The sequence below is a fragment of the Mobilicoccus caccae genome, from assembly GCF_030161635.1.
In the GTDB taxonomy this organism is placed as follows: Bacteria; Actinomycetota; Actinomycetes; order Actinomycetales; family Dermatophilaceae; genus Mobilicoccus; species Mobilicoccus caccae.
In genome coordinates this window covers 2,650,309-2,676,683 of record NZ_BSUO01000001.1, presented here as the reverse complement: position 1 = coordinate 2,676,683, position 26,375 = coordinate 2,650,309, and the positions used below count along the sequence as shown (strand labels likewise).

21 protein-coding genes and 3 pseudogenes are annotated in these 26,375 nt (G+C 70.7%); 23 read left to right on the top strand and 1 reads right to left on the bottom strand.

From position 1 onward, the window contains the following. Positions 1–26 precede the first annotated feature (26 nt). The 4 genes from tsaB (at position 27) to QQK49_RS13155 (ending at position 4,121) form a co-directional block, all read left to right on the top strand. Positions 27–710, top strand: coding sequence for a tRNA (adenosine(37)-N6)-threonylcarbamoyltransferase complex dimerization subunit type 1 TsaB (tsaB, locus tag QQK49_RS13170; protein ID WP_284304313.1), 684 nt, complete (start codon positions 27–29; stop codon positions 708–710). After that, a complete protein-coding gene (gene rimI, locus QQK49_RS13165; protein ID WP_284304312.1) occupies positions 707–1,225 on the top strand; it encodes a ribosomal protein S18-alanine N-acetyltransferase in 519 nt (172 codons plus the stop codon). The genes tsaB and rimI overlap by 4 nt, the downstream gene beginning before the upstream one ends. A 50-nt stretch (positions 1,226–1,275) precedes the next feature. Continuing rightward, positions 1,276–2,331 (top strand): tRNA (adenosine(37)-N6)-threonylcarbamoyltransferase complex transferase subunit TsaD, encoded by a 1,056-nt coding sequence (tsaD, locus tag QQK49_RS13160; protein ID WP_284305903.1) that lies wholly within the window; start codon positions 1,276–1,278, stop codon positions 2,329–2,331. A 104-nt stretch (positions 2,332–2,435) separates the two neighbouring features. Beyond that, positions 2,436–4,121 carry a glycoside hydrolase family 3 protein gene (locus QQK49_RS13155; RefSeq protein ID WP_284304311.1) on the top strand — a complete coding sequence of 562 codons (1,686 nt, stop codon included), beginning with the start codon at positions 2,436–2,438 and terminating at the stop codon, positions 4,119–4,121. On the opposite strand, the gene QQK49_RS13150 is transcribed toward QQK49_RS13155, so the two are convergent. Continuing rightward, positions 4,045–4,542 carry a hypothetical protein gene (locus tag QQK49_RS13150; RefSeq protein ID WP_284304310.1) on the bottom strand — a complete coding sequence of 166 codons (498 nt, stop codon included), beginning with the start codon at positions 4,540–4,542 and terminating at the stop codon, positions 4,045–4,047. The genes QQK49_RS13155 and QQK49_RS13150 overlap by 77 nt on opposite strands. A gap of 373 nt (positions 4,543–4,915) precedes the next feature. On the opposite strand from QQK49_RS13150, the gene menD reads away from it, so the two are divergent. The 19 genes and pseudogenes from menD (at position 4,916) to QQK49_RS13060 (ending at position 26,359) form a co-directional block, all read left to right on the top strand. Continuing rightward, positions 4,916–6,664, top strand: a complete 1,749-nt coding sequence (menD, locus tag QQK49_RS13145) for a 2-succinyl-5-enolpyruvyl-6-hydroxy-3-cyclohexene-1-carboxylic-acid synthase (RefSeq protein ID WP_284304309.1) — start codon at positions 4,916–4,918, stop codon at positions 6,662–6,664. A 114-nt stretch (positions 6,665–6,778) separates the two neighbouring features. Then, positions 6,779–8,089, top strand: coding sequence for a GNAT family N-acetyltransferase (locus QQK49_RS13140; protein WP_284304308.1), 1,311 nt, complete (start codon positions 6,779–6,781; stop codon positions 8,087–8,089). Between the two features lie 93 nt (positions 8,090–8,182). Further along, positions 8,183–9,481, top strand: coding sequence for an isochorismate synthase (locus tag QQK49_RS13135; protein ID WP_284304307.1), 1,299 nt, complete (start codon positions 8,183–8,185; stop codon positions 9,479–9,481). Positions 9,482–9,563: 82 nt separating this feature from the next. Then, a pseudogene (locus tag QQK49_RS13130) lies at positions 9,564–10,252 on the top strand (demethylmenaquinone methyltransferase). Positions 10,253–10,259: 7 nt separating this feature from the next. After that, positions 10,260–10,685, top strand: a pseudogene (locus QQK49_RS23335) (NAD(P)/FAD-dependent oxidoreductase); the annotation flags it as partial. Positions 10,686–10,726: 41 nt separating this feature from the next. Beyond that, the gene (locus QQK49_RS13125; protein WP_431310600.1) at positions 10,727–11,608 is read left to right on the top strand and encodes a geranylgeranyl reductase family protein; all 882 of its coding nucleotides are present in this window, start codon (positions 10,727–10,729) and stop codon (positions 11,606–11,608) included. 112 nt (positions 11,609–11,720) lie between these two features. Then, positions 11,721–12,089: an NADH-quinone oxidoreductase subunit A gene (ndhC, locus tag QQK49_RS13120; protein ID WP_284304306.1), complete on the top strand. Its 369-nt coding sequence runs from the start codon at positions 11,721–11,723 to the stop codon at positions 12,087–12,089. Between the two features lies 1 nt (position 12,090). After that, positions 12,091–12,672, top strand: a complete 582-nt coding sequence (locus QQK49_RS13115) for an NADH-quinone oxidoreductase subunit B (RefSeq protein ID WP_284304305.1) — start codon at positions 12,091–12,093, stop codon at positions 12,670–12,672. Beyond that, positions 12,669–13,412, top strand: a complete 744-nt coding sequence (locus QQK49_RS13110; protein WP_284304304.1) for an NADH-quinone oxidoreductase subunit C — start codon at positions 12,669–12,671, stop codon at positions 13,410–13,412. Before QQK49_RS13115 ends, QQK49_RS13110 begins: the two co-directional genes overlap by 4 nt. Next, complete coding sequence (locus tag QQK49_RS13105; protein WP_284304303.1) at positions 13,412–14,782, top strand: NADH-quinone oxidoreductase subunit D; 1,371 nt, start codon at positions 13,412–13,414, stop codon at positions 14,780–14,782. The genes QQK49_RS13110 and QQK49_RS13105 overlap by 1 nt, the downstream gene beginning before the upstream one ends. Positions 14,783–14,831: 49 nt before the next feature. Continuing rightward, positions 14,832–15,665, top strand: a complete 834-nt coding sequence (gene nuoE, locus QQK49_RS13100) for an NADH-quinone oxidoreductase subunit NuoE (RefSeq protein ID WP_284304302.1) — start codon at positions 14,832–14,834, stop codon at positions 15,663–15,665. A gap of 31 nt (positions 15,666–15,696) precedes the next feature. After that, positions 15,697–17,010 carry an NADH-quinone oxidoreductase subunit NuoF gene (gene nuoF / locus QQK49_RS13095; RefSeq protein WP_284304301.1) on the top strand — a complete coding sequence of 438 codons (1,314 nt, stop codon included), beginning with the start codon at positions 15,697–15,699 and terminating at the stop codon, positions 17,008–17,010. Beyond that, positions 17,007–19,499 carry an NADH-quinone oxidoreductase subunit G gene (locus tag QQK49_RS13090; RefSeq protein WP_284304300.1) on the top strand — a complete coding sequence of 831 codons (2,493 nt, stop codon included), beginning with the start codon at positions 17,007–17,009 and terminating at the stop codon, positions 19,497–19,499. The genes nuoF and QQK49_RS13090 overlap by 4 nt, the downstream gene beginning before the upstream one ends. After that, positions 19,496–20,884, top strand: coding sequence for an NADH-quinone oxidoreductase subunit NuoH (gene nuoH, locus QQK49_RS13085; RefSeq protein ID WP_284304299.1), 1,389 nt, complete (start codon positions 19,496–19,498; stop codon positions 20,882–20,884). The genes QQK49_RS13090 and nuoH overlap by 4 nt, the downstream gene beginning before the upstream one ends. A 70-nt stretch (positions 20,885–20,954) precedes the next feature. Beyond that, positions 20,955–21,676: pseudogene (gene nuoI / locus QQK49_RS13080) on the top strand (NADH-quinone oxidoreductase subunit NuoI). Continuing rightward, a complete protein-coding gene (locus tag QQK49_RS13075) occupies positions 21,673–22,440 on the top strand; it encodes an NADH-quinone oxidoreductase subunit J (protein ID WP_284304298.1) in 768 nt (255 codons plus the stop codon). The pseudogene nuoI and the gene QQK49_RS13075 overlap by 4 nt, the downstream one beginning before the upstream one ends. After that, a complete protein-coding gene (gene nuoK / locus QQK49_RS13070; RefSeq protein WP_284304297.1) occupies positions 22,437–22,736 on the top strand; it encodes an NADH-quinone oxidoreductase subunit NuoK in 300 nt (99 codons plus the stop codon). The genes QQK49_RS13075 and nuoK overlap by 4 nt, the downstream gene beginning before the upstream one ends. A gap of 78 nt (positions 22,737–22,814) precedes the next feature. Continuing rightward, complete coding sequence (gene nuoL, locus QQK49_RS13065; protein ID WP_284305902.1) at positions 22,815–24,683, top strand: NADH-quinone oxidoreductase subunit L; 1,869 nt, start codon at positions 22,815–22,817, stop codon at positions 24,681–24,683. Continuing rightward, complete coding sequence (locus QQK49_RS13060) at positions 24,683–26,359, top strand: NADH-quinone oxidoreductase subunit M (protein WP_284304296.1); 1,677 nt, start codon at positions 24,683–24,685, stop codon at positions 26,357–26,359. The genes nuoL and QQK49_RS13060 overlap by 1 nt, the downstream gene beginning before the upstream one ends. Positions 26,360–26,375: the final 16 nt, after the last annotated feature.

Sequence of the window (26,375 nt, the reverse complement as noted above, 5' to 3'; positions counted from 1 at the left end):
TCAGGGGCCTGACATACCCTTGATCGGTGCTGTTGCTCGCGTTCGACACCTCGACCTCCGCCGTCTCCGTCGCCCTGCGTGACGAGGCCGGACAGCTCGCATCCTCCCACGTCGTCGATGCCCAGGCCCACGGCGAGATCCTCGCGCCGGGCATGCGCGCGGTGTTCGCCGAGGCCGGTCGCCGCCCGGACGAGTTGACCCACGTCGTCGTCGGGGTCGGACCGGGGCCGTTCACCGGCCTGCGGGTCGGCATCGTCAGCGCCCTCACCCTGGCGCACGCCCTCGACCTGTCGGCCCACGGCGTGTGCGGACTCGACGTGCTCGCTCATCGGGCCTGGTCGGCGGGGGTACGCGAGCGCATCCTCGTGGCGATCGACGCCCGCCGCAAAGAGGTCTACTGGGCGGCCTACACCCTCACCGGCGAGGGTTTCACCGCCGATGACGAACCCCAGGTCGCCCGGGCCGCCGACCTTCCCGAGGAGGTGCGGCACCTGCCCAACATCGGGCGTGGTGGCCTGCTCTATCCCGACGAGCTGCCCGTCCGCCTCATCCGGTGCGAGGACGTGCTCGACGTCGAGGCCGGTGACGTCGCCGACCTCGCCGTGCGCCTCCTGGGCCAGGGCCGCGACCTCCTGCCGCCCGAGCCGCTCTACCTGCGCCGACCCGACGCCGTCCCCTCCCAGAGCGTCAAGTCGGTGCTCGCCCGATGACGACCTCCGCCGGCACGACGAGCCCGATCGCCTCCGACCTCCCGGGCGCCGTCACGGTCCTGCGCGAACTCGCCTGGACCGATATCGCGGAGCTCGCCCGGCTGGAGACCGAGCTGTTCGCCGACGACGCCTGGTCGGCGCAGTCCTGGTGGGCCGAACTCGCGGGCCGTCCGTGCCGGGAGTACGTCGTGGCGACCGCCGGCGAGGGCGGCGAGATCCTCGGGTACGCCGGGCTCGACCACGGCGGGGAGGTGGCCGACGTCATGACCATCGCGGTCGCGCCCGCGGGGCGACGTCGCGGACTGGGCACCCTGTTGCTCGACACGCTGATCGACCGCACCCGGGCCCGGGGCGAATCGCATCTGCTCCTGGAGGTGCGGGCCGACAACGACGCCGCCCTCGCGCTGTACGAGCGGGCCGGGTTCAGCACGATCTCGATCCGTCGCCGTTACTACCAGCCCGATGGCGTCGATGCCCACGTCATGCGCCTCACCCTGGAAGGACCCTCCTCGTGACCGCCACCACCACCTCGGTCGATCAGAACGCGACGGGCTCGCCGGACGACATCCCACCGCACGCGCCCCTGGTGCTCGGTATCGAATCCTCCTGCGACGAGACGGGGGTCGCGATCGTGCGGGGTCAGGAGCTGCTCGGCAACGCCGTGGCCAGCAGCGTCGAGGAGCACGCCCGGTTCGGCGGCGTCATCCCCGAGATCGCCTCGCGCGCCCACCTCGAGGCGATGGTGCCGATGATCGACCAGGCCTGCACCGAGGCCGGGGTGCGGCTGCGCGACGTCGACGCGATCGCCGTGACCAGTGGACCCGGGCTGGCCGGAGCGTTGCTCGTGGGGGTCGCCGCGGCCAAGACGCTGGCGTTCGCGCTCGACAAGCCGCTGTACGGCATCAACCACCTCATCGCGCACGTCGGCGTCGACGTGCTCGACCACGGCAGGTTGCCCACGCCCATGGTGGCTCTGCTCGTCTCGGGCGGACACACGAATCTGCTTCTCGTCAAAGACATCTGCACCGACGTCGTGTCCCTGGGACAGACGATCGACGACGCCGCGGGCGAGGCCTACGACAAGGTGGCCCGGCTGCTCGACCTGCCCTACCCCGGTGGTCCGCACATCGACCGCCTGGCCGCCCAGGGCGACCCGCGTGCCATCGCCTTCCCTCGCGGACTCACCTCGGGGCGCGACATGCAGCGGCACCGGTACGACTTCTCGTTCTCCGGGCTCAAGACGGCGGTGGCCCGGTGGGTCGAGACGCGCCGTGCCGCGGGGGCGGAGATCCCGGTGGCCGACGTCGCCGCGAGTTTTCAGGAGGCCGTCGCCGACGTGCTCACCCGCAAGGCGGTGCTCGCCTGCGTCGAGAACGGCGCGACGCACCTGCTCATCGGCGGGGGTGTGGCCGCCAATGGCCGGCTGCGGGCGCTCGCCGAACAGCGCTGCGCCGAGGCGGGGATCACCGTGCGGGTACCCCGCCCCACGTTGTGCACGGACAACGGCGCGATGGTCGCGGCGCTGGGCTCCCAGCTCGTGATGGCGGGAGCCACGCCCTCGCCGCTGGAGCTGCCGACCGACTCCTCGATGCCGATCGAACTGGTCCACGTGGCCCCCTGATGCGCGACGCGCTCCGTCTCGGCCTCGGCCGGCACGCTGGCCTACGGTGGATACCTGATCGCCGCCCTCTCGGGTGGCTGATTCGGGTGGACGAGGGGAGAGGCATGAACACGCGACGGGCAGGGGCGATGCGTCCGGCCGTGCTGGCCACCGCGATCGCCGTGGCGCTCGCGGGCTGTGCCGTACCGGCCGGCACCGACGCGGCGGGGGCGAGCCCGGCGTCGTCCGGATCCGGCGGTGCGACAGCCGCCGCGACGCCGGCCGGCGCACAACCGGGCACGCAGGTCGCGGCCCCCTCCCAGCAGGACGTGGACACGGCCCGTGCGGAGGTCGCGAAGCTGTCGACCCGGCAGGTGGCGGCCCAGTTGGTCGTGCCCGACCTCGGCTCCGTCGACGCGGGGGTACGCGGCATCGGCCAGGGGTACGGCGGTGTCGTCGTCATGCGTTCGGCGCTGCCCTCCGGGCGTGGTGCGGCCGGTGCCGCCAAGGCCGCGAACGCCCGCTACGCCACTGCGATGTCGGGCAGCAAGCGGTCGTGGCCGGCGTTCATCGCCGTGGACCAGGAGGGTGGTCCGGTCACGCGGATCGACGCCCCGCTGACCCCGTTCCCCGCCGCCATGGCCCTCGGCGCAGCCAAGGACCCTGCGTTGGCGAGTGCGGTGGGGCGCGCGTCGGGCTCGGAGCTGCGCGGTCTCGGATTCACGGTCGTCATGGCTCCCGACGCCGACGTCACCACGCCGAAGGACCCGACGATCGGGGTCCGCTCGCCCGGGTCCGATCCGGCGCGGGTCGCGACGACGGCGCTGTCCTACGTGCAGGGGTACCGGCAGGCGGGCCTCGTGCCGGTCGTCAAGCACTTCCCCGGTCATGGCTCGGTGAGCGCCGACACCCACGCGGGCACCGCGCGGTTGACGGCCTCGCGTGCCGTGCTCGACCGGCGTGACCTCGTGCCGTTCCGCAAGGCCGTCGAGGCCGGAGTGCCCGCGGTGATGACCGCGCACGTCATCGCCACCGCGATCGACGCGAAGCGGCCGGCGTCGTTGTCGAGGCCCGTGACCACCGGAGTGCTCCGGCAGCAGCTCGGATTCTCGGGTCTGGTCGTCACCGACGCCCTCAACATGGGGGCCGTGACCGCGGGAACGGCTCCGGGCGAGGCCACGGTCCGGGCCATCGAGGCCGGTGCCGACGTGGCGCTGATGCCGGCCGACCCCAAGGCCGCGGTCTCCGCCCTGGAGGAGGCCGTCGCGAGCAAACGCCTCACGCGGGCTCGCCTGGACGAGTCCGCCGTGCGGATGATCGTCGCGCTGAGGGGCGCCCGCGCGAGCGTGCCGGCAGCCGCACCCGGATCGCATCGGTCCGTGGCGCAGCAGGTCGCCGCGGCGACGATCACGCAGATCGGAGGCCGGTGCGGGGCGCGGGCGGTCCGCTCCGCGGTCACCGTCAGCGGCGGCACCGCCGCCGATCGCGCCGAGTTCACCCGGGCCGCGAAGGCGCGCGGACTGCGCATCGGCGGCGCCCGCGCGACCAAGGTCGTCCTCCTCGGCGGAGGCCGATACCAGGCCGGAACGGGAGGCTCCTCCGGCGGCACGACCGGCTCCGGCGACGTGCTCGTCGCCCTCGACACCCCCTACGGCCTGGCCCAAGGACGGGCCACGACGAGGATCGCCGCCTACGGGCGCACCCCGGCCACCTTCGACGCCGTCGTCGACGTGCTCACGGGCAAGGCCCCGGCACGTGGCCGGCTCCCCGTCGCCGTCGGTGCGTCCAAGATCGGATCGGGCTGTGGCTGAATCCCGTGTTGTGGTGGCCGGACTCGCGCTGCGCGGACGCCACCTGCTCGCCACCGGCGCGGCCGGGAGCCGCATCGTGTCCTCCGAACAGCAGGTGCTCGCGGGCGCGGGGGCCATCGCCGCCGTCGCGGCGGCCGGCACCACGTCCTCGACCGGAGTCCACGTCGACCTCGTCGCCCGGGTCGGCGCCGACGAGGCGGGCACGTGGTGCCTGGCCGAACTCATCGGCCGTGGCGTCGACGTCGCCCGGATCGCCCGGTGGGGGACGACGGGGGAGTACCTCGTCATCGAGGCCCCCACGGGTGAGGAGGACGTCGTCCTCGTGCCCGGCGAGGTCGACGCCGACGGGGTGGGTGCCGCACTGGCCGACTGCCGCCCCGGAGACGTCCTGCTGGTGGATTCGTCGGTGATCGTGCGGCATCCGGAGATCGTCGAGGACGCCTACGACGCCGACCTGCAGGTGCTCGCCGACCTGCGCCCCGTCCTGCCGGGGGCGCTGGACGCCGATGTCGTGGCGCGCCTCGACGTGGTCGTCGTCGACGCGGCCGGGGCCGGAGCCGTCGCAGACGCCTTCGCGCCGCCGGCCTCCTCGCCGTCTACGCCGGTGGGCTGGGGTCGTGGTGGGACGACCTGCGCCACGAGCCGGAGGAGACCGCCTCCCTTCGCCCCGTCGCCCCGTCCGACGACGGCGTCCACCGGTTCGCCGGTGCCCTCGCGGCCGCGCTCGCCGCCGGGCTCGATCGGCCGGAGGCGTTCTCGCTGGCACTCACCGCGGCCATGGGCAGGATCGAGGCGTGAACCCGCAGACCGTGCTGGCCGAGGTGCTCGTGGACGAACTGGTGCGCCTCGGCGTGCGCGAGGTGGTCCTGGCGCCCGGCTCGCGTTCGGCTCCGCTCGCCTACGCGCTGCACGCGGCGGATGCTGCGGGCCGCCTCCGGATGCACGTACGGGTCGACGAACGGTCCGCGGCGTTCCTCGCCTTGGGCCTGGCCAAGGCCACCGGGGTGCCCGCGCCGGTCGTGACGACGTCGGGAACCGCGGTCGCCAACCTCATGCCCGCCGTCCTCGAGGCGCACGAATCGGGTGTGCCGATGCTGCTGCTCACCGCGGACAGGCCACCGGAGCTGCGTGGGACCCGCGCCAACCAGACCACCGACCAACCGGGATTCTTCGGCCGTGCGATGCGGTGGTTCCACGACCTCGGGGTGCCCGAGGCGCGCGTCGGTGCCCAGGCGGCGTGGCGCACGAGCCTCGATCGCGCTGTCGCGGCCGCGACGGGAACGACCGGCGGCGACCCCGGACCGGTCCACCTCAATCTCCCGCTGCGCGATCCGCTGCCGCCCGAGACCGAGCCGTCCGGCGAGTGGCCCGAGTCGTCCTCCGGCCGGCCCGACGGTGGTCCGTGGACCCGGGTCGAGAGCCGTGCCTCGTCCCCGTCCGGCCCACCCCTGCCGATGGTCGCCCGGACGCTCGTGGTGCTCGGGGATGCCTCGCCGAGGCTGCTGGAGTCGGCGCTGGGGTGGGCGCGGCGTCGAGGTCACCCGGTGATCGGCGAGCCGTTCGGACGCATCGACGGCGAGGGGAACGGGGTGCGGCTGCCGCACGGGGTTCGTCTGGCCGCGCGGGCGGAAGAACCCGACCTGTTGCCCGACCGGATCGTCGTCGTCGGGCGACTGACGTTGTCCCGCAGCCTCGCTCGTGTGCTGCGGCTGCCCGATGTCCGGGTGGACCTCGTCGTCGAGGACCATCGCTGGCCCGATCCCGGCCACGTCGTCCATGTCGTTCACGGCGTCGGCGCCCTCCTCGATCCGGCCACCGACATCACCATCGACACCACCACCACCGGCACCGGCACCGTGTCCGAGCCGGCCGGGGCGGCCGGGCATCCCTCCACGGTGGCGACGGAGTTCCGGGACGCGTGGGCGCGGGCGGCGAGCGAGGCGAGCACGCAGATCGCCGCCGAACTGCGGTGGCCGAGCGGCCCGGCGCTGGCCGCCGCCCTGCTCCGGGCCGTCCCGGAGGACGCGCTCGTGTTCCTCGGGTCGAGCAACGGGGTGCGCCACGTGGATCTCGTGCGCGGCGGAGAGCACGTCGACGCCGCCGAGGTCGTCGGCAGCCGCGGTCTGGCCGGGATCGACGGGTGCGTCTCGACCGCCGCCGGCCTCGCGCTCGCCTCCGGCCGTCCCACGTATGCGTTCCTCGGCGACCTCACGTTCCTGCACGACGCGAACGGGCTGCTCATCGGCCCGGACGAACCCCGCGTAGACCTGACGATCGTCGTCGGCAACGACGACGGCGGCGCGATCTTCGCCGACCTCGAGTACGGCCGGCCCGCGTTGCGTCAGGCGTTCCCGGGCGTGCTGGAACGGGTGTTCCGCACCCCCACCGGCACCGACGTCGGAGCCCTGTGCGCGGCCCACGGGGTGCGGCACGTGGAGGCGGCCTCGGCCGAGGAGGTCGCCGCGGCCGTGGCCGAGGTGCCCATCGGCATCACCGTCGTCGAGGTCCCGCTCACCCTTCCCCGCCGAAACCGCCGGTTATAGGCGGCGGTTTCGGCGGGGTGGTCGGTGAGGAGGAACCTCGCCCGTCGAGGCCCCCGCCCCCGACGTCCTGAAGCCCTGACCGGGAACGAGCCGAACCACGCGGGTGAGCCCTTCGTGAATCCGGTTGACGCCCTGGGCCGACGCAGCGAGGGTGAGGCGGTGATCTCGATACGTCCGCTGACCCTCGCCGACGGTGACGAACTGCTCGCCATCGACCACTTCGCCTTCGTCGCCGACCCAGACGAGGTGCCGGCCGAGCAATCGCTCGAGGGCCTCGACATGGACCGCACCTTCGGCGCCGAACACGACGACCGACCCGGTGAACTCGCCGGCATCTACACCTCCTTCGACCTGCGCATGCGGGTCCCCGGCTCCGACGCCGACGACGGGGCCCGTCTCGTGCCGATGAACGGCCTCACCGCGGTCGGCGTCCACCCCGACATGCGCCGCCGCGGCGTGCTGCGCGCGATGATCCGCCACCACCTCGAGCAGGCCCGCGACCGCGGCGACGTCATCGCCGGTCTCCACGCCTCCGAGCCGGTCATCTACGGCCGGTTCGGGTACTCCGTCGCCAGTCACGACGTGCACTACTCCCTCGGCAGCGGAACGAAACTCCCCGCCTCGGAGCCGATCACGGCGCTCGCCGACCGCACCGACGTCCGCACGCTGCTCGACCTCGACGACGACACGATCGCGCGACGTCTGCACGAGCTCGATCTCGTCTCGCCCGCCCTGGGCACCGTCGTCGTGCCGGAGGCCGTGGTCCGGCGCCGGCTGCGGGACAACCCCACCTCGCGCGTCGGCAAGGAGCCGCGCCGGGCGCTGATCGCCACCCGTGAGGGCCGCGACGTCGGCGTCGCCGTCTTCCGTCGTGAGGTGACCTGGGACGACGGCAACGCCGACGGTCACGTGAACGTCACCTACCTCACCGCCGTCGACGAAGGTGCGCTGCTCGCGCTGGGCCGCCGGCTGGTGGAGATGGACCTCATGAGTCGGGTCGACCTCGGCCAGCGGGGACTGGACGACCCGCTCCTGAACTGGGCCGGGAGTGTGCGCACACGCACCGTCAGGGTCGCCGACGCCCTGTGGCTGCGCCCCGTCGAGGTGTCCGGGATGCTCACCGCGCGCGGCTACGCGACACCGCTCGACCTGACCCTCGAGGTACGCGACGACACCTGCGACTGGAACTCCGGCACCTGGCGACTCGTCGTGGACGAGACGGGTGAGGCCGAGTGCGTCCGGAGCGACGCCGACGCCGACATCCGGCTGGACGTCGACGTCATCGGTGAGCTGTTCCTCGGGCTCCGCGGGGCGAGGGCGCTGGCCTCGCTCGGTCGGATCACCGAGCGGACACCGGGGTCCGTCGCGGCCCTGAACAGCGCGTTCGCCACCGGTATCCAGCCCATCGGTGGCACCGGGTTCTGAGTCCCGCGCCCACGTCGGTCCTGGTCTTCGCGCGTCTTTCGGTAGCCGCCTCGATATCGAGGCCACCTCCGCTCGGGGGTAGGGTGATCGCTTGTGACTTCGGACGTTCCCACTCGCCTCCTGGCCCGGACCCGCGAGGTCGACGACGTCCGATCCGTCCTCGCCCACCTCCCGGCGGGCGCCGATCCCCGCGAACTGTGCTCGTGGGTCCGTGGCGGCGACGGCATCGTCGGATGGGGGAGGGTCGCGGGCATCGCGACCTGCGGTGACAGCCGGTTCGCCGACGCGGAGACGTGGTGGCGCCAGATCGTGGCCGACGCCGAGGTCGTCGACGAGGTCGATCTGGTCGGCACAGGTCTGGTCGCCTTCGGATCCTTCGCCTACTCCTCCGTCTCGGCCGAGCAGTCGGTCCTCGCCGTTCCCCGGGTGATCCTCGGGCGCCGCGACGGACGGTCATTCGTCACGACCGTGACCACCGCGGCTGAGGCCGAGCGGGGTCGGCCCGGCGCTGCCGGCGCGGACGTGCAGGCGGAGACCGAACTCCCCGATCCTCCTGGTGAGGTGTCCTTCGCCGACGGCGCGCTCGCCGGTCCGGCCTGGCAGACGGCCGTCGCCGAGGCGGTGCGCCGAATCTCGGCCGGAGAGCTCGACAAGGTCGTCCTCGCCCGCGATCTCATCGCCGAGTCGGAGTCGCCGATCGACCCGCGCTTCCTGCTGGAGCGCCTCGCCGAGGTGTACGGCACGACCTGGGTGTTCGCCGTCGACGGCCTGGTCGGCGCCACCCCCGAGATGCTCGTCCGCCTCGAGCGCGGGCTTGTGACCTCCCGGGTGTTGGCCGGCACGATCAGGCGCACCGGCGACGACGACCGCGACCTCGCACTCGCGGCCTCGCTGGCGCACTCGAGCAAGGACCTCGAGGAGCACGAGTACGCCGTCGCATCGGTCGCCGACGTCATCGCCCGCTACTGCACCTCGGTCAACATGCCGGAGACGCCGTTCGTGCTGCACCTGCCGAACGTGCTGCACCTGGCCACCGACGTGGCGGGCCGGCTCACCAACGGTGCCTCCTCGCTCACGCTGGCCCAGGCCCTGCATCCCTCGGCCGCCGTGTGCGGCACGCCCAAGCCGGTGGCCGACATGATGATCGCCGACCTCGAGCACATGGACCGCGGTCGCTACGCCGGCCCCGTCGGCTGGATCGACGACCACGGCGACGGCGAGTGGGGGATCGCGCTGCGCAGCGGCGCCCTCGATCCGGTCGACCCGCGGCGCATGCGACTGTTCGCGGGCTGCGGCATCGTGGCCGGGTCGGACCCCGAGGCCGAACTGGCCGAGTCCGACGCCAAACTCGTCCCCATGCGCACGGCCCTCGCCGCCCCCACCCGGGCATGAGCGGCATCCCCGACCCTGCCGGCGTGATCGCAGGCCCCGGCCAGGGAGAGCGCACGACCGCCCCGATGACAGGATGGAGCACATGATGCGCGCAGGCCTGGACAAGGAACCCGCCGACGTCGCCCGGATGTTCGACGCGGTGGCCGCCCGCTACGACCTGACCAACGACGTCATGACCGGTGGCCTCGTGCGTCGGTGGCGGCGGGTCGTGGAGGACGCGGTGGCCGCCCGGCCGGGTGAGGTCGTGCTCGACATCGCCGCCGGCACCGGCACGAGCGGTCTGGCGTTCGTCGAGGCCGGCGCCCACGTCGTGTCGGCCGACTTCTCCCTGGGCATGATCCGCGAGGGCGCCGAGCGCTACTCCGAGCTCGACTTCGTCGCCGCCGACGCCACCCGTCTGCCGCTGGCCGACGCCTCGGTGGACGTCGTGACGATGTCCTACGGCCTGCGCAACGTGCGCGACTACGAGGAGCCCTCGCGGAGTTCCGCCGCGTGACCAGGCCGGGCGGCCGGCTCGTCATCTGCGAGTTCAGCACCCCGCGCCAGGCGGCGTTCCGGCGCGTGTACATGACCTACCTCATGGGATCGTTGCCGCGGGTGGCCCGCACGGTCGCCTCCGACCCGGAGTCCTACGTGTACCTCGCCGAGTCGATCCGCGACTGGCCCGACCAGGAGTCCCTCGCCACGAGCATCGGCCGCGCCGGGTGGCGTGGCGTCGAGTGGCGCAACCTCATGAACGGCATCGTCGCGATCCACCGGGCCACCGCCTGACACCCCCGTGGCCGCCGAGCCCACCGACACGACCACCTCTTCCCAGATCAGGAGCGACGTGACCTCCCACACCGCCGACGTGATCGTCGTCGGCGCCGGTCCGGCCGGTGCCACCGCGGCCGCCTACCTCGCGGGCCACGGGCTCGACGTGACACTGCTGGAGAAGGCCACGTTCCCGCGCGACAAGATCTGCGGCGACGGACTCACGCCGCGGGCGGTCAAGGAACTCGTCTCCCTCGGCGTCCCGCACCCCGAGGAGGACGGCTGGATCCGCAACCGGGGGCTGCGCCTCGTCGGCGGCGGTCACCTGGTCGAGATCGACTGGCCCGACGTGGCCGACTACCCCTCCTACGGGCTGGCCATGCCGAGGACCGGCTTCGACCACGTCCTCGCCCGTCATGCCGTGGATCGGGGAGCGAACCTCGTGCAGGGAGCCTCCGTGCGCGGCCCGATCGAGGACTCCTCGGGCCGGGTGTGCGGGGTGCGCGTCAAGCACGTCGGGGCCTCGGGCCGGGCCACGGGGAGCAGTCCGAGTACCGGGCCCCCGTCGTCCTGGCCTGCGACGGCAACAGCGCCCGCCTCGCCGTCGCCCGTGGCCGGGAGCGGCGCGAGGACCGCCCGATGGGCGTCGGCGTGCGCACCTACTACTCCACACCGCGCAGCCACGACGACTACATGGAGTCGTGGATGGAGCTGTGGGTCGACAAGGACCCGCACGACCCCTCGGCCGGGCGGATGCTGCTGCCCGGGTACGGCTGGATCTTCGCCCTCGGCGACGGCACGAGCAACGTCGGTCTCGGCATCCTCGACACCTCGCCGGCATTCGGCACCGTCGACTACAAGGACGTCCTGCGCCGCTGGGTCGCCACTCTGCCGCCGGAGTGGACCTTCGACGAGGAGCACCGCGTCGGCCAGGTCAGGGGAGCCGGGCTGCCGATGGCGCTGGGCCGGGTGCCCCACTACGCGGACGGGTTGCTCCTGCTCGGTGACGCCGGCGGGATGATCAGTCCGTTCAACGGCGAGGGCATCGCGCACGCGATGGAAGCGGCCCGCCTGGCCGCCGAGATCGTCGCGCAGGCCCTCGCGCGCCCCGACGTCTCTACCCGTGAGCGGGTCCTGGCCCGCTATCCGGACGCCGTCCGGGAGGAGATGGGTGGCTACTTCCGTCTGGGGTCGGTGTTCGCCACGCTCATCGGCAACCCCACGATCATGCGTCTGGCCGTCCGACACGGCCTGCCCAGGCGTACGCTCATGCGCTTCGTCGTCAAGATCATGGCGGGCCTCGCGGACTCCCGCGGTGGGGACCTCGACGATCGGGTCATCTCGGCCTTGGCTCGCCTGACCCCTTCGGCGTGAGAGCGCGTGTCGTTCACTAGACTGTCCGCGATGCCACGGCTGTTCGCAGCCCTGGCCGCATCCGAGCCGGACTTGCACCGTCGCACCATCAATCGAAAGGGAGCGCGTCGATATGGCCAGCCCCTACCTGCCGATCCTGTTCTTCTTCGCCTGCGGAATCGGCTTCGCAGCCCTGGCGGTGCTCGTCTTGGGCCCCCTGCTCGGCCCGAAGCGGTACAACGCCGCCAAGGTCATGGCGTACGAATGCGGCATCCAGCCGTCCCCTCGCGCGGATCAGGGCGGGCGCTTCCCCGTCAAGTACGCGACGACGGCGATGCTCTTCATCATCTTCGACATCGAGACCTTGTTCCTGCTCCCCTTCGCGGTGGTCTTCGGTGAGCTCGGCCTCTACGGCCTGCTGGCCATGACGATCTTCCTGCTCAACGCGTTCTTCATCGCCGACGCCTACGTGTGGCGGCGCGGCGGATTGGATTGGGACTGACATGACGAACTCCGAAACCGCCTTCCGTCCGAACACCTCCGACCCGCTCCCGTCGGGCGTCATGACGGCCAAGATCGACGAGCTGGCCGGCTTCCTGCTCAAGACGTCGGTGTGGCCCGCCACGTTCGGTCTGGCCTGCTGCGCGATCGAGATGATGGTCACGGTGTCCCCGGACAACGACATCGCCCGGTTCGGCATGGAGCGCTTCTGCGCCACGCCCCGCCAGGCCGACCTGATGATCGTCGCCGGCCGCGTCAGCCAGAAGATGGCTCCCGTCGTGCGCCAGGTCTACGACCAGATGCCCGAGCCCAAGTGGGTCGTCTCGATGGGCGTGTGCGCCAGCTCCGGCGGCATGTTCAACAACTACGCGATCGTCCAGGGCGTCGACCACATCGTCCCGGTCGACGTGTACCTACCCGGTTGTCCGCCGCGTCCGCAGATGCTGATCAACGCGTTCCTCAAGTTGCACGAGCAGATCCAGCACTCGCCGCACATCTTCAACCGCAAGGCCATCGCCCGCGAGGTCGAGAGGGCCGCCTTGTCCGAGACTCCGCTGATCGAACAGAAGGGGCTGCTGGCGTGAGCGACACCTCTTCGGGACACACGCAGGGAACCGGCGGCGACGCCCTCCCCGCCGCTCCCGGTACCAACCCCGACCCGATCGTCGTCGGCGAACGCCACGGCATGTTCGGCGCCACCCGTGGTCAGGACACCACCGGGTACGGTGGCCTGGTCACCCGCACCCTGTTCCCGGGCGCCTCGGTGCGTCCGTACGGAGGCTGGTTCGACGACGTCGCCGACGAGCTCGAGGCGGCGCTGGCGCGTCGCGGCGGGCCGAGCATGGCCGAGGCCGTGCAGCGCGTGGTCATCGACCGCGGCGAGATGACCGTGCACGTGGCTCGCGAGCACATCCTCGCGGTCTGCTGGGCGCTGCGCGACGAGCCGGCCCTGCGCTTCGAGCTGTTCACCGGGGTCTCCGGTGTGCACTACCCGCAGATGGAGGGCGAAGAGCTCCACGCGGTGTACCACCTGCGCTCGATCACCCACGGCAGCCGGTGGATCCGGCTCGAGGTGGCCTGCCCCGACGGCGACCCGCACATCCCCTCGGTCGTCGAGTGCTACCCCGCCGCCAACTGGCACGAGCGGGAGACCTGGGACTTCTTCGGCATCATCTTCGACGGGCACCCCGCGCTGACGCGCATCCTCATGCCCGACGATTGGCCGGGACACCCCCAGCGCAAGGATTACCCCCTCGGCGGTATCCCGGTGGAGTACAAGGGCGCCACCGTGCCGCCGCCGGACGAGCGGAGGTCGTTCAACTGATGAGCGCGAACACCCAGCCAGGCGGCGCCACGACCGCCGGTACCCAGGCCACCACCGGCACGACCCCCGGAGACGACGACCTCCGGTCGTTCACCACGAGCGGTGGCGACTGGGACAGCATCGCCGCCGAGGCGGTCGAACTCAGCGACGAGCGCATCGTCGTCAACATGGGCCCGCAGCACCCCTCGACGCACGGGGTGCTCCGGCTCATCCTCGAACTCGACGGCGAGCACGTGACCGAGGGCCGCGCCGGCATCGGTTACCTGCACACCGGCATCGAGAAGAACATGGAGTACCGCACCTGGACCCAGGGCGTGACGTTCTGCACCCGCATGGACTACCTCACGCCGATGTTCCAGGAGGCGGCCTACTGCATGGGGACCGAGAAGCTCCTCGGCATCACCGACGACATCCCCGAGCGGGCCCAGATCATCCGCGTGATGATGATGGAGATGACCCGGATCAGTTCTCACCTGATCTGCCTCGGCACCGGAAGCATGGAGCTGGGCGCGACCACGGTCTACACCACTGCCGCCCAGGCCCGTGAGTGCATCCTGCGGTTCATCGAGGCCACCACCGGTCTGCGCATGAACAACGCCTACATCCGCCCCGGCGGCGTGGCCCAGGACCTGCCCGCGGGCTGGAAGGACCTGCTCGACGAGCAGCTTCCCAAGGCGGCCAAGGCGGTCAAGCAGATGGAGGCTCTCGTCATCGAGAACCCCATCGTCAAGGGACGCACGGTCGACGTCGGCTACCTCGACCTCACGGGCTGCATGGCGCTCGGTATCACCGGGCCCATGCTGCGGTCGGCCGGGTTCCCCCACGACCTGCGCAAGAGCGCGCCGTACTCGGGGTACGAGACCTACGACTTCGACGTCTGCACGTGGGACACGGCCGACTCCTACGGCCGGATCCGGGTGCGGTTCAACGAGATCTGGCAGTCGTTCCGCATCATCGAGCAGTGCATCGAGCGTCTGGCCGGCAGCTCCGGGCCGGTCATGATCGACGACCCGAAGATCGCCTGGCCGGCGCAGCTGGCCATCGGCGGCGACGGGATGGGCAACAGCCTCGATCACATCCGCAAGATCATGGGCACCTCGATGGAGGCCCTGATCCACCACTTCAAGATCGTCACCGAGGGATTCCGCGTCCCGCCGGGACAGGCCTACCAGGCCGTCGAGTCCGCCAAGGGCGAGCTGGGCTGCCACGTCGTCTCCGACGGCGGAACGCGGCCCTACCGCGCACATTTCCGCGATCCGTCGTTCCACAACCTCCAGTCGGTCGCGGCCGTCGTGGAGGGTGGCAACGTGGCGGACGTCGTCGTCGCCGTGGCCTCGATCGACCCGGTGATGGGTGGAGTGGACCGGTGAGCGGCACGCGTTCGGGTCGGATCGGGCTTCGCAAGGTGGAGGACAACTGATGAGTGGGCACGCAGATCGCCCCAACTACGGCACGGAGCCGGCACGCCCGACCCAGCCGTACACGGCCGAGGAGCTGGAACGGCTCAGGGCGGACGCCGAGCAGGTCGTCGCGCGCTACCCGCAGAAGCGGTCGGCGCTGCTGCCGCTGCTGCACCTGGTGCAGAGCGTCGACGGGTACATCGCGCCGCGGGGCATCGAGTTCTGTGCGCAGACCCTCGGCCTCACGGGCGCCGAGGTCAGCGGGGTCGCGACGTTCTACACGCAGTACAAGCGGTTTCCGAACGGCGACTACACGGTCGGCGTCTGCACGAACACGCTCTGCGCGGTCATGGGTGGCGACGCCATCTGGGAGGCCGTGAGCAGCCACCTCGGCGTCGGTCACGACGAGACGACCCCAGACGGGCGGATCACCCTCGAACGCCTCGAGTGCAACGCCGCATGCGACTACGCCCCGGTGGTCATGGCCAACTGGGAGTTCTTCGACAACCAGACCCCGGCCTCGACCATCGCCATGGTCGACGCGCTGCGGGCCGGGCAGGACGTGCGCCCGAGCCGAGGGCCGGACAAGGTGCACACGTTCAAGGAGGTCGCGCGCGTGCTCGCCGGCTTCCCCGACGGGCACGTCGACGAGGGCCCGAGCGCGGGGGAGGCTTCGCTGCGCGGTGTCCGCCTCGCGGCGGAGAAGGGCTGGAAGGCCCCGGTCGCACGGCAGCAGGAGCAGACCAGCGCGGACGCACCGCAGGACGGTCTGACGGCAGGGCGCGACAGCTCCGCCGACACGCCCGCCAACGCACCGGACGAGAAGCCGGGCGACGGAAAGGTCGACGCATGAGCCGCCACCAGGCGCCGAAGGGAGTGCGCGCATGACCACCGAGTTGACGCCGATCCTCACCAAGGAGTGGGGTGTCGAGCGCTCGTGGACCCTCGAGGCCTACGAGGCCGCCGATGGGTACGAGGCGCTGCGCAAGGCGCTGAAGATCGACCCCGCCGAGCTCGTGCAGTCGGCCAAGGACTCCGGTCTGCGCGGCCGTGGCGGCGCGGGCTTCCCGACCGGCATGAAGTGGGGATTCCTGCCTCCGCCGGACGGCGGCCCCCGCTACCTCGTGGTCAACGCCGACGAGTCCGAGCCGGGGACCTGCAAGGACATCCCGCTGCTCATGGCGACTCCGCAGTACCTCATCGAGGGCATGATCATCACGAGCTACGCCATCGGCTGCCACCACGCGTTCGTGTACCTGCGCGGTGAGGTCGTGCACGTGTACCGCCGCCTCATGGAGGCCGTGCGCGAGGCGTACGCCGCCGGGTACCTCGGCAAGGACATCCTCGGCAGCGGTTTCGACCTGGACATCACGGTCCACGCGGGCGCCGGCGCCTACATCTGCGGTGAGGAGACCGCGCTGCTGGACTCCCTCGAGGGACGTCGCGGTCAGCCGCGCCTCAAGCCTCCCTTCCCCGCCGTGGCCGGTCTGTACGCCCGCCCCACCGTGGTGAACAACGTCGAGTCCATCGCGTCGGTTCCGCCGATCGTGCTCCACGGCGCCGAGTGGTTCGGTGGCATGGGCACGGAGCGCTCGAAGGGCTTCGGCATCTTCAGCCTCTCGGGCCACGTCGAGCGGCCCGGTCAGTACGAGGCGCCGCTGGGCATCACCCTGCGTGAGCTGCTCGAGATGGCGGGCGGTATCCGCGCCGGTCACGAGCTCAAGTTCTGGACGCCGGGCGGGTCCTCCACACCGCTGTTCACCAAGGAACACCTCGACGTCCCCCTGGACTTCGAGTCCGTCGGGGCCGCCGGGTCGATGCTCGGTACCCGTGCGTTGCAGATCTTCGACGAGACGGTCTCGGTCGTGAAGGCCGTGTCCCGCTGGATCGACTTCTACGCGCACGAGTCCTGCGGCAAGTGCACGCCCTGCCGCGAGGGCACCTACTGGTTGCGGGAGATCCTCACCCGCCTCGAGCAGGGCCGCGGCGTCGAGGGCGACATCGAGAAGCTGGACGACATCGCCAGCAACATCCTCGGCCGGTCCTTCTGTGCCCTGGGTGACGGTGCGACGAGTCCGGTGAGCTCCGGCATCAAGTACTTCCGTGCGGAGTTCGAGCAGGCCATGACGACACCCGTGGACGTGTCGTTCCCGCCGGAGGCCTCCGTGCTGTTCGCGAAGGAGAGCGTGACCTCATGACCGTCCCGACCAGCCCCGCGTCGGGTGCCAACCCCACGTCCCAGGGCGGCGACGCCCAGGTGCCGCCGCCGGTGGAGATGGTGGATGCCAAGATCGACGGCATCAGCGTGAGCGTCCCCAAGGGGACGCTGGTGATCCGCGCCGCCGAGATGATCGGCATCGAGATCCCCCGCTTCTGCGACCACCCCCTCCTGGAGCCGGCCGGCGCCTGCCGTCAGTGCCTCGTCGACGTGTCGACGCCCGGACGCGACGGCACCCTGTCGAAGATGCCCAAGCCGCAGGCCTCCTGCACCATGACGGTGACGCCCGGCATGGAGGTCCAGACGCAGCTGACGTCCCCGGTCGCCGACAAGGCGCAGCAGGGGATCATGGAGTTCCTGCTCATCAACCATCCGCTGGACTGCCCGGTCTGCGACAAGGGTGGTGAGTGCCCGCTGCAGAACCAGGCGCTCAGCCACGGTCGCGGCGAGAGCCGGTTCACCGACGTCAAGCGCACCTACCCCAAGCCGGTGAACGTGTCGACGGAGGTGCTCCTCGACCGTGAGCGTTGTGTGCTCTGCCAGCGCTGCACCCGGTTCTCCGACCAGATCGCGGGCGACCCGTTCATCTCGCTCACCGAGCGTGGGGCGAACAGCCAGATCGGGGTGTTCCAGGACAAGCCGTTCGCGTCGTACTTCTCGGGCAACACCGTGCAGATCTGCCCGGTGGGCGCCCTGACCAGCGCGACGTACCGGTTCCGGTCGCGTCCGTTCGACCTCGTGTCGACGGCGGGGGTGTGCGAGCACTGCTCGGCCGGGTGTCACCAGCGCACCGATCACCGTCGCGGCACCGTCATGCGTCGCATGGTGACGAACACTCCCGAGGTCAACGAGGAGTGGAACTGCGACAAGGGCCGGTGGGCCTTCACCTACCAGACCCAGCCCGACCGCCTGGCCGCGCCGCGGATCCGTGAGGCCGACGGCACGTTGCGCGTCGCCTCGTGGCCCGAGGCGCTGGTCGCGGCCGCCGACGGACTGGCCCGGGCCCGTTCCGGCCGGGGTGTCGGTGTGCTCACCGGTGGCCGGCTGACCGCCGAGGACGCCTACGCCTACAGCAAGTTCGCCCGGGTCGCGCTCGGTACCAACGACATCGACTTCCGGGCGCGTCCGCACTCGGCGGAAGAGGAGGCGTTCCTCGCCTCCACGGTGGTCGCCACCGCTCCGCAGGGCGGCGCCGTCACCTACGAGGACCTCGAGAACGCCTCGGCCGTCCTGCTCGTCGGCTTCGAGCCCGAGGAGGAGACGCCGATCGTGTTCTTGCGCCTGCGCAAGGCGTCGCGCAAGAACAAGACCAAGGTGTTCTCGATCGCGCCCTACGCCACGAACGGGCTGCACAAGCTCATGGGCACGCTCATCCAGGCGGCGCCGGGCACCGAGGCCGACCTCCTCGCCGCCATCGGCGAGGGTCGTCCCGAGTTGGCCCAGGCCGCAGAGGGACTCAAGGAGGGCGCCGTCATCCTCGTGGGGGAGCGCCTGGCCACGGTTCCCGGTGCGCTGTCCGCCGCGGTCGCCCTGGCCGAGCGCCTGGGCGCCCGGCTGGCGTGGATCCCGCGTCGGGCGGGGGAGCGTGCGGCCCTCGAGGCCGGTGCCCTCCCCTCGCTGCTGCCCGGCGGCCGCCCCGGCGGTGACGCGACGGCCCGGGCCGAGCTGGCCTCGGCCTGGCAGCTGGACTCCCTGCCCACCAACGCCGGCCGTGACGCGAACACGATGATCGCGGCCGCGGCCGACGGAGGCCTGGACGCGCTGCTCGTCGGCGGTGTCGAGCCGGGTGACATGCCCGAGCCCGCCCTCGTCGAGGCCGCCCTGCGACGCACGTTCGTCGTCTCCCTGGACCTGCGCGCCGGAGAGATGATGGAGTACGCCGACGTCGTCCTGCCGGTCAGCTCCCACGACGAACGGGCCGGTTCCTTCGTCAACTGGGAGGGCCGTCTGGGTGAGTTCGCCGAGGCGTTGTCCACCAACGCGATGGCCGACCACCGTGTGCTCGACCTCCTCGCCGCCGAGATGGGCGTGTTCCTCGGGACCGCCAACCTCGTCTCCACCCGCGCGGAGATGACCGCGCTCGGCGCATGGACCGGGCCCCGCCCGCAGGTCCCGACCGAGTCGGCGCGGCAGCTGCCCACCCTGCGCGACGGGGAGCTCGTCCTCGCCACGTGGCACCACCTGCTCGACGCCGGTGTCATGCAGGACGGCGAGCCGTTCCTCGCGGGCACCGCGGCGGCGGCACTCGCCCGACTCTCGCCGGCCACGGCGGAGGTCGTCGGTGTCGCCGACGGCGACCCGGTCACGGTCTCGACCGCCCGCGGCTCCATCACGCTGCCGGTGGCGATCACCCCGATGGTCGACCACGTCGTGTGGCTGCCCACCAACTCGCCCCGGTCACGGGTCCGCGCCGGTCTGGGCGCGGTCGCCGGTGACGTCGTCACGGTCTCCAAGGGTGGTGTCGCATGACCCCGGTCCTCGCACTCTCCGGCCCGGTCGCCGACTTCAGCCAGACGCCCCTGTGGCTGTCGGCGGTGAAGGCGCTGCTGGTGTTCGTGTACCTCATGCTGCAGGTCGTCGTCGTCATCTGGTTCGAGCGGCGCTTCGTCGGCTTCATGCAGCAGCGTCCCGGCCCCAACCGGTTCGGCCCGGGCGGCATCCTGCAGACGCTGGCGGACGGCTTCAAGCTCGCGTGGAAGGAGGTCGTACGCCCCAAGAACTCCGACCCGGTGCTCTACATGCTGGCGCCGATGATCGCCATGGGCGCCGCGTTCGTGTCGTTCTCGGTCATCCCGCTCGGCGGCATGGTCAACATGTTCGGCTACCAGACCCCGCTGCAGGTGACGGACTCCCCGGTGGCGGTCATCATCGTCCTGGCCGCCGCCGGCGTCGGCGCCTACGGCTTCGTGCTCGCCGGATGGTCATCGGGGTCGACCTACCCGCTGCTCGGTGGTCTGCGCTCGACGGCCCAGGTCATCTCCTACGAGATCGCGATGGGCCTCTCGCTCGTGGCCGTCTTCCTCTTCGCCGGCTCGATGTCGACCTCGACGATCGTGGAGGCCCAGCGCGGCCTCTGGTTCATCGTCCCGGCGTTCTTCTCCTTCCTCGTCTACATCGTCTGCATGGTCGGTGAGACCAACCGCATCCCGTTCGACCTCGCCGAGGGCGAGGGCGAGATCGTCGGTGGCTACCACACCGAGTACTCCGGCATGTGGTTCGGCATGTTCTTCGTCGGCGAGTACGTGAACATGTTCACCGTCTCCGCGCTGGCCAGCACGCTGTTCCTCGGCGGCTGGCACGCACCGCTCCCGTTCCTGCCCGACGGCGGCTACTGGGGTCTGCTCTGGCTGACCGGCAAGATGTGGATCTTCATGTGGTTCTTCGTGTGGCTGCGGGGAACGCTGCCGCGGACCCGCTACGACCAGTTCATGGCGTTCGGCTGGAAGTTCCTCATCCCCGTCACGCTGGTCTGGGTTCTGGCCGTGGCGTTCATGCACGCCGCGCGCCTGGGCTTCTTCGCCGTCCTGGGTCTGAGCCCGATCATCGCGACCGTGATCATCGTCGTGGTCGTCGCCGCCCTCGCACTCGGTGCGGCGATGAAGTGGGACTCGGCCCAACAGGCCAAGCGCCGCCCGCTGGAGGTGCCCGCCGAGGTCGACCCGTACGCGGGTGGATACCCTGTGCCGCCGATGCCCGGACAGCGGCTGACCGAGGGCGCACGGGACACCCGGGTGCTGACCGGGACGGCCGAGCGCGCCGATGTCGCGCAGGCGGATCCGTCCGAGAGCGACACCACCGGCAGCGGTGCCGAGGGCACCGACGCCATCACCGACCAGGAGGGCAACCGTGGCTGAGTCCACCCCCACCCCGGAGGAGAACCCGAGTTCCGACGTCGCCCGGCGCGAACAGCCGAGCACGCCGTCGGTGTACGGGCCGGAACAGCAGGCCGCCGAGCAGCAGGGCGGTTTCCTCTCCGACCTCCTCGCACCGGTCGCGGGTTTCGGTGTCTCCTTCGCCAACCAGTTCCGCAAGCGCGAGACCGAGGAGTACCCGGAGGAGAAGCGGCCGACCCAGCCGCGCTACCACGGGCAGCACCAGCTCAACCGTCACCCCGACGGTCTGGAGAAGTGCGTCGGGTGCGAGCTGTGCGCCTGGGCCTGCCCGGCCGACGCGATCTTCGTCGAGGGCGCCGACAACGACGACACCCCCGTCGAGCAGGGCGGCACCGGTCGGTACTCACCCGGTGAGCGCTACGGCCGCGTCTACCAGATCAACTACCTGCGCTGCATCTTCTGCGGACTGTGCATCGAGGCCTGCCCCACGCGGGCCCTGACGATGACCAACTTCTACGAGCTGGCCGACCACACCCGCGAAGACCTCATCTTCGAGAAGCACCAGCTCCTCGCCCCCTGCAGGAGGGGATGGTCTCCCCGCCGCACCCGATGGTGGAGGGCATGGAGGAGCGCGACTACTACCAGGGCAAGGTGGCCAAGGCCACTCCCGAGCAGGAGCAGTTCGCGGCTCGCCGGTCGGCCGACGACCCCGACCATGCGACCTCCGACGCGCTCGGTGGCGGCGACCCGGCCGACGTCCACACCAAGCCTCGCGACGAGGGCGGCCTGACGGAAGGCGGTACGCGGCGATGACCGGCACGGGTGAAGCGGTCCTGTTCTGGATCGTGGGTCCGATCATGGTGCTCGGGGCCCTCGGCCTCGCGTTCAGCAAGCGCGCCGTCTACGCGGCGCTGTCGATGGTGCTGGTGATGATCCTGCTCGGGATCATGTACCTCGCCCAGGGCGCCGACTTCCTCGGGATCGTCCAGATCTTCGTGTACTCCGGCGCCGTCATGATGCTGTTCCTCTTCGTCGTCATGATGATCGGCGTCGACGCCTCGGAGTCCCGGCTGGAGACGATGAAGGGACACCGGTTCGTCTCGGTCCTGCTCGGCCTGGGTCTGGCGCTGCTGCTCGGCACGGCGCTGGCGCAGGTGACCTACCGACAGGGCGCCACGATCGCCGAGATCAACGCCGCCGGCAACGTCGTCGGCCTCGGCCACATGATCTTCGGCCCGTACATGGCGGCCTTCCAGATGGTGGGCGCGCTGCTCGTCGTCGCGGCCGTCGCCGCCATGGTGCTGGCCCACCGCGAGCGCCTGCTGCCCAAGCCCAGCCAGCGCACGTGGAGCGAGCGCCGCATCCGCGAGAACAAGCACGTGGCCGGTCTGCCCGCACCCGGTGTGTACGCGCGTCACAACGCCGTCGACACCCCGGCCCTGCTGCCGGACGGCACGCCGAGTGAGTTGTCGGTCTCGCGTATCCTCGTCGCGCGCCAACAGCTCTCGGACGCCGAGAAGTTCGCCGGTCCGACGGAGAACATCGAGAAGGAACTCGAGGAGGGAACCGAACGATGAACCTCGAGAACTACCTGTACCTGGGAGTCCTCCTCTTCTCCATCGGCGCCGCGATCGTTCTTCTGCGCCGTAACGCGCTGATCGTGTTCATGGGCATCGAGCTCATGCTCAACGCGGTGGCCCTGATGCTCGTCACCTTCGGTCGGATGAACTCCACGCTCGAGGGACAGACCATCGCGCTCTTCGTGCTGGCCGTCGCGGCCGCCGAGGTCGTCGTCGGTCTCGCGATCATCATGACCATCTTCCGTGCCCGCCGTTCGGCCTCGGTCGACGACGCCAACCTGCTCAAGCTGTAAGGAGCGCACAGCGTGTCATCACAACTCATCGCCGGTGCGCTCACGGTCGAGCACGTCGCGACGCAGCCCGCGGACGGGATGAGCGGGCTCATGTGGCTCGTCATCGCCCTCCCGCTGCTCGGTGCGCTCCTGCTGTTGGTGGGCGGCCGCAAGACCGACTCCTTCGGTCCGCTCCTCGCGACGCTGCTCTCCTGGGGCGCGTTCCTCGTCGGCCTGCTGGCCCTCGTCCAGATGCTCGGCATGTCCGCCGAGGACCGCAGCCGGCACATCGGCCTGTGGTCGTGGATCCCCGCGGGGTCGTTCTCCCTCGACGTGGGTCTGCTCGTGGACCCGCTGTCGCTCAGCTTCGTCATGCTGGTGACGTTCGTCGGATCCCTCATCCACGTGTACTCGCTGGGGTACATGGCGCACGATCCCGACAAGCGTCGCTTCTTCGCCTACCTCAACCTGTTCGTCGCGGCCATGCTCACGCTGGTGCTCGCGGACTCCTACCTCCTGCTCTACGTCGGCTGGGAGGGCGTCGGTCTGGCGTCCTACCTGCTCATCGGCTTCTGGAACTGGAACCCGCCGTACGCGGCCGCCGCGAACAAGGCGTTCATCATCAACCGCATCGGTGACTTCGGGCTGGGCATCGCGATCATGTTGATGTTCGCCACGTTCGGCACGGTCACCTACGCCGGTGTGGCCGAGCGGGTCGGTGAGGCGAACACGACCACGTTGACGATCCTCGGTCTGCTGCTCCTGCTGGCCGCCTGTGGTAAGTCGGCGCAGTTCCCGCTGCAGAGCTGGCTGGGCGACGCCATGGCCGGCCCGACGCCGGTCTCCGCGCTCATCCACGCCGCGACGATGGTCACCGCCGGTGTCTACCTCGTGGTGCGCAGCAACCCGATCTACAACCTCTCGCCCGACGCGCAGCTCGCCGTGACGATCGTCGGTGCGATCACGCTGACCTTCGGTGCGATCGTCGGTTGCGCCAAGGACGACATCAAGAAGGCGCTGGCCGCCTCGACGATGAGCCAGATCGGCTACATGATGCTCGCCGCGGGTCTCGGTCCGGTCGGGTACGCGTTCGCGATCTTCCACCTCATCACCCACGGCTTCTTCAAGGCCGGCATGTTCCTCGGCGCCGGGTCGGTCATGCACGGCATGAACAACCGCGTCGACATGCGCACCTTCGGCAACCTGTCGACCAAGATGAAGGTCACCTGGCTGACCTTCGGGCTGGGCTGGCTGGCCATCATCGGCTTCCCGCTGCTGTCCGGCTGGTGGAGCAAGGACCTCATCATCGAGGCCGCGTTCGTCGGTGAGGGCTGGCGTCCGTGGGTGTTCGGCATGACGACGCTGCTCGTCGCCGGCCTCACCGCCTTCTACATGTCGCGTCTGTTCTTCATGACCTTCCACGGCAAGGCCCGCTGGCTGGAGCACGACCACCCGCACGAGTCGCCGGCCACCATGACGGTGCCGATGATCATTCTCGCGGTGGGGTCGCTCGGCCTGGGTGCGTTCCTGCACTTCGTCGGGTTCACCACGTGGCTCGAGCCGGTCACCGGTCACGTCGAGCACCACGAGCCGGTGCTGCCCGTGATCGTCATCCAGGTCCTCGTGTTCCTGCTGATGCTCGCCGGTGTCGCCGTGGCGTGGCTGCGGTACGGCAAGGCCGAGGTTCCGGCCGTCGCGCCGCACGGTTCGGTGCTCACCCGCGCCGCCCGTCGTGACCTGTTCCAGGACGACATCAACGCCGGTGTGTTCATGGGCCCGACGATGGCCCTGGCCCGCGGGGTCTCCGACGACAAGGGCGTCGACGCCTCCGTGGTCGGCATCGGACGCGGTGTCCTCGGGCTGTCGGGTGTGGTGCGCCAGATCCAGAACGGCCTCGTCCGGACCTATGCCCTGACGATGCTCGCCGGCATCGTTCTCCTCTTCGTCGTCGTGTGGATGGTGCAGTGATGACTTCGACAGCTTTGCCCCTGCTCACGATCCTCGGGGTGATCCCGCTCGTCGGGGCCCTGGTCGTGATGTTCGTCGGCGAACGGCTCGCCCGCGTCCTGGCGCTGGCGTTCTCGCTGGTGACGCTGGCCGGCGCGCTGTACATGGCGGCCATCTTCGACCGCGGCGCCCCCGAGCAGTTCCAGTTCGCCGAGGTCCACTCGTGGATCCCGCAGTTCGGTGTGAGCTACGCCCTGGGCGCCGACGGGATGACGCTGGCCATGATCGTCATGGCGGCGATCCTCGTGCCGGTGTGCATCGTCGCCGCCTGGCACGACACCCCGATGGTCGGCGGGCGTCACCACCGCGGCTACTTCGCCTGGATGCTCGTGCTGGAGACGATGATGATCGGCGTCTTCGCGGCGACCGACGTCTTCCTCTTCTACGTCTTCTTCGAGGCCATGCTCATCCCGGTCTACTTCCTCATCAACAACTACGGTGGGGCGAACCGGTCGGCGGCGGCGCTCAAGTTCCTGCTGTTCTCCCTGGCCGGCGGTCTGATCATGCTCGTCGCGGTCATCGCGGTGTACGTGTTCGGCCCGGGCGGGGCCCAGGGCTTCCTCATCACCAACCTGACGGGTCTGGCGCTCAACCCGATCGCGGAGAACCTGCTGTTCCTCGGCTTCTTCATCGCGTTCGCGGTCAAGGCCCCGATGTGGCCCGTGCACACTTGGCTGCCCGATGCCGCCACGGCGGCGCGTCCGGCCACGGCCGTCCTGCTCGTCGGCGTGCTCGACAAGGTCGGCACCTACGGCATGATCCGCTTCTGCCTGCAGATGTTCCCGAACGCGAGCCAGTGGGCCACCCCGGTGGTCATCGTCCTCGCGCTGATCTCGATCATCTACGGCGCGGTGCTCGCCATCGGCAGCCGCGACATGATGCGCCTCATCGCCTACACCTCGGTCAGCCACTTCGGCTACATCGTGCTCGGCATCTTCGCGATGACCTCGGTCGGCATGACCGGGTCGGTGCTGTACATGGTCAACCACGGCTTCTCCACCGCCGCGTTGTTCCTCATCGCGGGCATGCTGGTGGCGCGCCACGGCAGCAAGGACGTGCGCGACTATGGCGGTTGGCAGCGGGTCACCCCGGTGCTGGCGGGCACCTTCCTCGTCGCGGGCATGTCGGGTCTGGCCCTGCCGGGTCTCGGCTCCTTCGTCTCCGAGTTCCTCGTGATGATGGGCACGTTCCAGCGGTACCCGATCGCGGCCGTCATCTCCTCGGTCGGCATCATCCTGGCCGCGACCTACATCCTGCTGCTCTACATGCGCGTGTTCACCGGCCCGGCTCCCGGCTCGCGGCTGGTCGAGGTCGACGGCGCCGTCTCCTACGACGACGGCGACCCCCACGGCCACACCGACCACGCGCCCGAGGCCACCGCCTCCACCACCGCGACCGACGGAGGTGCCCACGCGGCGCAGTCCGGGGAGTGGCCACGGCCACTCGTCCCGCGCCCTCGCGTCTGTCCGTCCCTGACCTCAACGGCCGGGAGAAGTTCGTCGTGGCACCGCTCATCGTGCTGTTCCTGCTGCTCGGGTTCTACCCCAAGCCGGTTCTCGACGTCATCGATCCCGCCGTCACCCGGACGCTCACCTACATGGGCGTCACCGACCCCGCCCCCACCGCCGGGGCCATGAACGGGAGTGCCCAGTG